Raw genomic sequence first — 4,927 nt, forward strand, 5'->3', positions numbered from 1 at the left:
CGTCGACACGGCGCCGAGCGCGCCCTCGGCCAGGGTGAGCGTGAGGCGGGCACCCTCGGGGGCGCCGTCGGGGCCCCGCAGCACGTGCCCGTCGTCACCCTGCACGATGGCGTAGCCGCGATCGAGCGTCGCCTGCGGCGAGAGGGCGCGCAGGTGTCCGCGCAGCTCGCCGACCCGCCCCGACTGCTTCTCGATGCAGCGCTCGACGAGCTCGGCGCCGCGTGCCACCCACCTCGTGAGCTCCTCGGCGCGGCGGTCGACGATCCAGCCGGTGTCGGCGAGCACCGGACGGGCGCGGAGGTGGCCGATGCGGTCGATCTCGCGGCCGAGGATCGACGACAGGCGCATGCCGAGGCGCGCGCGCACCTGCTCCACCCGCACGAGCTCCTCGGCGACGTCGGGCACCACGCGCTTCGCGGCATCCGTCGGCGTGGAGGCCCGGAGGTCGGCGACCTCGTCGAGGAGCGGGCGGTCGGCCTCGTGCCCGATCGCCGAGACGATGGGGGTGGATGCCGCGGCGGCCGCCCGCACGACCCGCTCGTCGCTGAACCCCAGCAGGTTCTGGAAGTCGCCGCCACCGCGCGCCACGATGATGACCTGGACCTCGGGGTCGGCGTCCAGCCGGCGGATGGCATTGACGACCTCGGGCGCGGTGCGGTCGCCCTGCACGGACGCGTAGGCGGTGCGGAACTCCACGGCCGGCCAGCGCAGGCGGGCGTTGCGCAGCACGTCTTGCTCGGCGTCGCTGTCGCGCGCGGTCACGAGGCCGACGACCGCGGGCAGGAACGGCAGCCGCTTCTTGCGGCCCTGGTCGAACAGGCCCTCGGCGGCGAGCTGCGACCGCAGGCGCTCGAGGCGCTCGAGCAGGTCGCCCAGCCCGACGTGCTTCATGTCGTAGACCTGCATCGAGAGCGAGCCRCCCTTGACCCACCAGCTCGGCTTCACGAGCAGGATCGCGTGATCGCCCTGCTTGAACTCCTCGCCGAGGCGGGCCTTCACCGACGACCACATCGTGAACGAGATGGTGGCGTCGGCGTCGAGGTCTTTCAGCTTGCCGTAGACGTTGCCCCCGGAGACGCCCCACTGGGTGATCTCGCCCTCGACCCACACGGTGCCGAGCCGGTCGAGGTACTCCTTGAGCTTGCCCGAGAGCAGCGCGACGGGCCACGGGTGCTCACGTGTGGCCGGTGCCTCCGTCATCGCGCTCCTCCCTGTTCGCCCACAGCCGATGGCCCCATCACGCCCACGTAGGATGGAATCCGTGACCTCTACGACGGATTCCCCACGGATCGGTCTCGGCATGCCTCGCGTGCCGGGCGTGCGCGGCCGGCTCAAGGATATCCCGGTCCCCGGACACAAGCGGGTGCTCCTCGCCGCCCCCCGGGGGTACTGCGCCGGCGTCGACCGTGCCGTGATCGCCGTTGAGAAGGCTCTCGAGCACTACGGCGCCCCCGTGTACGTGCGCAAGCAGATCGTGCACAACATCCACGTGGTGACCGAGCTCGAGCAGCAGGGCGCCGTCTTCGTCGAGGAGGTCGACGAGGTGCCGCCCGGCGCCCACGTCGTCTTCAGCGCGCACGGGGTCTCGCCCGCCGTCGTCAACGCCGCCGCCGACCGCGGCCTGCACGCCATCGACGCCACCTGCCCGCTCGTGACCAAGGTGCACCGCGAGGCCGTGCGCTTCGCGCGCGACGACTTCGAGATCCTGCTCATCGGCCACGAGGGCCACGAGGAGGTCGAGGGCACCGCCGGCGAGGCGCCCGAGCACGTGACCATCGTGAACAGCCCCGACGACGTGGCGAGCATCGAGGTGCGCGACCCCGACAAGGTGGTGTGGCTCTCGCAGACCACGCTCTCGGTCGACGAGACCATGGAGACGGTCCGGCGGCTGCGCGAGCGGTTCCCGAACCTGCAGGACCCGCCGAGCGACGACATCTGCTACGCCACCCAGAACCGCCAGGTCGCGATCAAGAAGGTGGCGACCGACGCCGACCTCGTGATCGTGGTCGGCTCGGCGAACAGCTCCAACAGCGTGCGCCTCGTCGAAGTCGCGCTCGAGTACGGCGCCAAGGCCGCCTACCGCGTCGACTACGCGAGCGAGGTCAAGCAGGAGTGGCTCGACGGCGTCGAGACCGTCGGCGTGACGAGCGGGGCATCCGTGCCCGAGGAGCTCGTGAAGGAGCTGCTCGACGCCCTCGCCGACGCCGGCTACGGCGACGTCGCCGAGGTCAAGACGGCCGAGGAGGACCTCATGTTCTCGCTGCCGAAGGAGCTGCGCCGCGACCTCGCAGGCAACCGCGACGCACGGGCGCTCGGCGGCCGGACGACCGCGCCCCGCGCGTGACCGCCGCAGCCTGACCGACCGCATTCGAACGCCCCGGCGACCCTCGGTCGCCGGGGCGTTCGCCGTCCGCGGACAGCGGGTGCCTCCGCTTGCGGAGTGAGCGCTCACTCATTATTCTCGCTCGCATGCCCACCACCGTGCGAACCACCCGTGCGAAGCCCATGTCCGTCGATGAGCGCCGTGCGTCCATCGCGCGCGCGACCCTGCCGCTCCTGGTCGAACTCGGTCGCGACGTGACGACCAGGCAGATCGCCGAGGCCTCCGGCGTCGCCGAGGGCACGCTCTTCCGCGTCTTCGACGACAAGGAGGCGATCATCGACGCCGCGGTCGAGGAGTTCCTCGATCCCGAGCCCTTCCGCGCGGCACTCCGGCAGATCGACCCGACGCTGCCGCTCGAGCTCAAGGTCGAGCTCATCCTCGACCGATTCCTCGACCGCTTCACGGGGATCTTCGGCGTGTTCGCGGCGCTCGGCGGCAAGCCCCGCCCGCCGCAGTCGGCAGAGCCCGAGGTCATCTTCGGCATCTTCGAGGAGCTGCTGGCCCCCGACCTCGAGGCGCTCCGGGTGCCACCCGCCGACGTCTTCAAGTTCGTGCGGCTCGTCGCGTTCGCCTCGGCGATGCCGCACTTCGGTCCGACCACCGGGCTCGACGTCGACACGCTCGCGCACCTCGTCGTGCACGGCATCGCGCGCGAGTCCTCCGCCGGCCCCGCGCCATCCGCCGGCCCCGCGGCATCCGCCACCCACTCCACCTACGAGGAGTCCGACCCATGCTGATGAAATTGCTCGGCCGCCATCTGCGGCCCTACTGGGCGCTGCTCGCAGCGGTCGTCGTCTTCCAGCTCGCGCAGTCCATCGCGTCGCTCTACCTGCCCACCCTCAACGCCGACATCATCGACGAGGGCGTGGCGAAGGGCGACACGGCCTACATCGTCTCGACCGGCGGCGTCATGCTCGGCGTGACCCTGTTGCAGGTCGCCTGCGCCATCACGGCCGTCTACTTCGGCGCCAGGGCGGCCATGGGGTTCGGGCGCGACGTGCGGTCGGCCGTGTTCCGCCGGGTCGGCGACTTCTCGGAGCAGGAGGTGTCGCGGTTCGGGGCGCCGAGCCTCATCACCCGCACCACGAACGACGTCATGCAGGTGCAGATGCTCGTGCTCATGGGCTGCACCATCCTCGTGTCGGCGCCCATCCTGGCGATCGGCGGCGTGATCATGGCGCTCCGCGAGGACCGGGCGCTGTCGTGGATCATGGTCGTCGCCGTGCCCGTGCTGCTCATCGCGCTCGGGCTGATCATCTCCCGCATGGTGCCGCTGTTCCAGTCCATGCAGAAGCGCATAGACGGCGTGAACCGGGTGCTCAGGGAGCAGCTCACCGGCATCCGCGTCATCCGCGCGTTCGTGCGCGAGGGCGTCGAGGGCTCGCGCTTCGAGGAGGCCAACGACGCGCTGACCGACACGGCGTTGCGAGCCGGCCGGCTGTTCGCGCTCGTGTTCCCCGTCGTGATGCTCGTGCTGAACGTCTCGAGCGTCGCCGTGCTCTGGTTCGGCGCGTTCCGCGTCGAGGACGGCTCGATGCAGATCGGCTCCCTCACGGCGTTCCTCAGCTACCTGATCCAGATCCTCATGGCGGTCATGATGTCGACGATGATCGCGTTCATGCTGCCCCGTGCCGCGGTGTCGGCCGGCCGCATCGGCGAGGTGCTCCAGACCGCCCCGACCGTGGCCGACCCCGAGTCGCCGGTGATGGCGCTCACGGCACCGGGCACCGTCGAGTTCCGCCATGTCGAGTTCGCGTACCCGGGCGCCGAGGAGCCGGTGCTGCACGACGTCAGCTTCACGGCCCGACCGGGCGAGGTGACGGCGATCATCGGCTCGACCGGCGCCGGCAAGACGACGATCGTGAACCTCATCGCCCGGCTCTTCGACGCCACCGGCGGCAGCGTGCGCATCGGCGGGGTCGACGTGCGCGAACTCGACCCCGACCTGCTCAACGCCCAGCTGGCCCTCGTGCCCCAGAAGCCCTACCTCTTCGCCGGCACCGTCGCCTCGACGCTGCGATACGGCGATCCGGATGCCACGGACGCGCAGTTGTGGGACGCGCTCGAGGTCGCCCAGGGTCGCGACTTCGTCGCGGCGATGCCCGGGCAGCTCGACGCGCCCATCGCGCAGGGCGGCACGAACGTCTCGGGCGGCCAGCGGCAGCGGCTCTCGATCGCCAGGGCGCTCGTGAAGCGACCGCCGATCCTCGTGTTCGACGACTCGTTCTCGGCGCTCGACACCGCGACCGACGCGCGACTGCGTGCTGCGCTCGCCCGCACGCTGTCGCACACCACGATGATCGTCGTCGCCCAGCGCGTGGCGACGATCGTCAACGCCGACCGGATCCTCGTCGTCGACGACGGCCGGATCACGGCGACCGGAACTCATGAGGAACTGCTCGCGACGAGCGAGGCGTACGCCGAGATCGTCGAGAGCCAGCTGAGCGCGGAGGCCGCGGCATGAGCACATCGAAGACCCCGGGCCCCTCAGCCGCACCGTCGACTGCGGCGACCCCCGCGCCCGCAGCGCCCGCGCGCCTGCCC

Annotated in this window: 4 protein-coding genes; 3 read left to right on the forward strand and 1 reads right to left on the reverse strand. The window is 71.3% G+C overall.

Annotated elements, in window-relative coordinates:
- A partial coding sequence (gene xseA, locus AC1DY2_RS15320) for an exodeoxyribonuclease VII large subunit (RefSeq protein WP_476763207.1) occupies positions 1-1,200 on the reverse strand: 1,200 nt, incomplete at its 3' end.
- Between the two features lie 100 nt (positions 1,201-1,300).
- Between xseA and AC1DY2_RS15325 the strand changes: the two genes are divergently transcribed.
- The 3 genes from AC1DY2_RS15325 to AC1DY2_RS15335 all read left to right on the forward strand — a co-directional run bounded on the left by AC1DY2_RS15325 (position 1,301) and on the right by AC1DY2_RS15335 (position 4,847).
- Complete coding sequence (locus tag AC1DY2_RS15325; RefSeq protein ID WP_476763210.1) at positions 1,301-2,344, forward strand: 4-hydroxy-3-methylbut-2-enyl diphosphate reductase; 1,044 nt, start codon at positions 1,301-1,303, stop codon at positions 2,342-2,344.
- A 125-nt stretch (positions 2,345-2,469) separates the two neighbouring features.
- Positions 2,470-3,120, forward strand: a complete 651-nt coding sequence (locus tag AC1DY2_RS15330; RefSeq protein WP_476763208.1) for a TetR/AcrR family transcriptional regulator — start codon at positions 2,470-2,472, stop codon at positions 3,118-3,120.
- On the forward strand, positions 3,114-4,847 hold the full coding sequence (locus AC1DY2_RS15335; protein WP_476763209.1) for an ABC transporter ATP-binding protein: 1,734 nt from the start codon (positions 3,114-3,116) through the stop codon (positions 4,845-4,847). The genes AC1DY2_RS15330 and AC1DY2_RS15335 overlap by 7 nt, the downstream gene beginning before the upstream one ends.
- Positions 4,848-4,927 lie beyond the last annotated feature (80 nt).

This window comes from Agromyces sp. P1_H4 (assembly GCF_056405255.1).

What these genes read in the sequence shown, in the direction of transcription:
- AC1DY2_RS15335 (WP_476763209.1), top strand. Translation starts at nt 3,114, where the DNA reads ATGCTGATGAAATTGCTCGGCCGCCATCTGCGGCCCTACTGGGCGCTG.
- AC1DY2_RS15325 (WP_476763210.1), top strand. Translation starts at nt 1,301, where the DNA reads ATGCCTCGCGTGCCGGGCGTGCGCGGCCGGCTCAAGGATATCCCGGTC.
- AC1DY2_RS15330 (WP_476763208.1), top strand. Translation starts at nt 2,470, where the DNA reads ATGCCCACCACCGTGCGAACCACCCGTGCGAAGCCCATGTCCGTCGAT.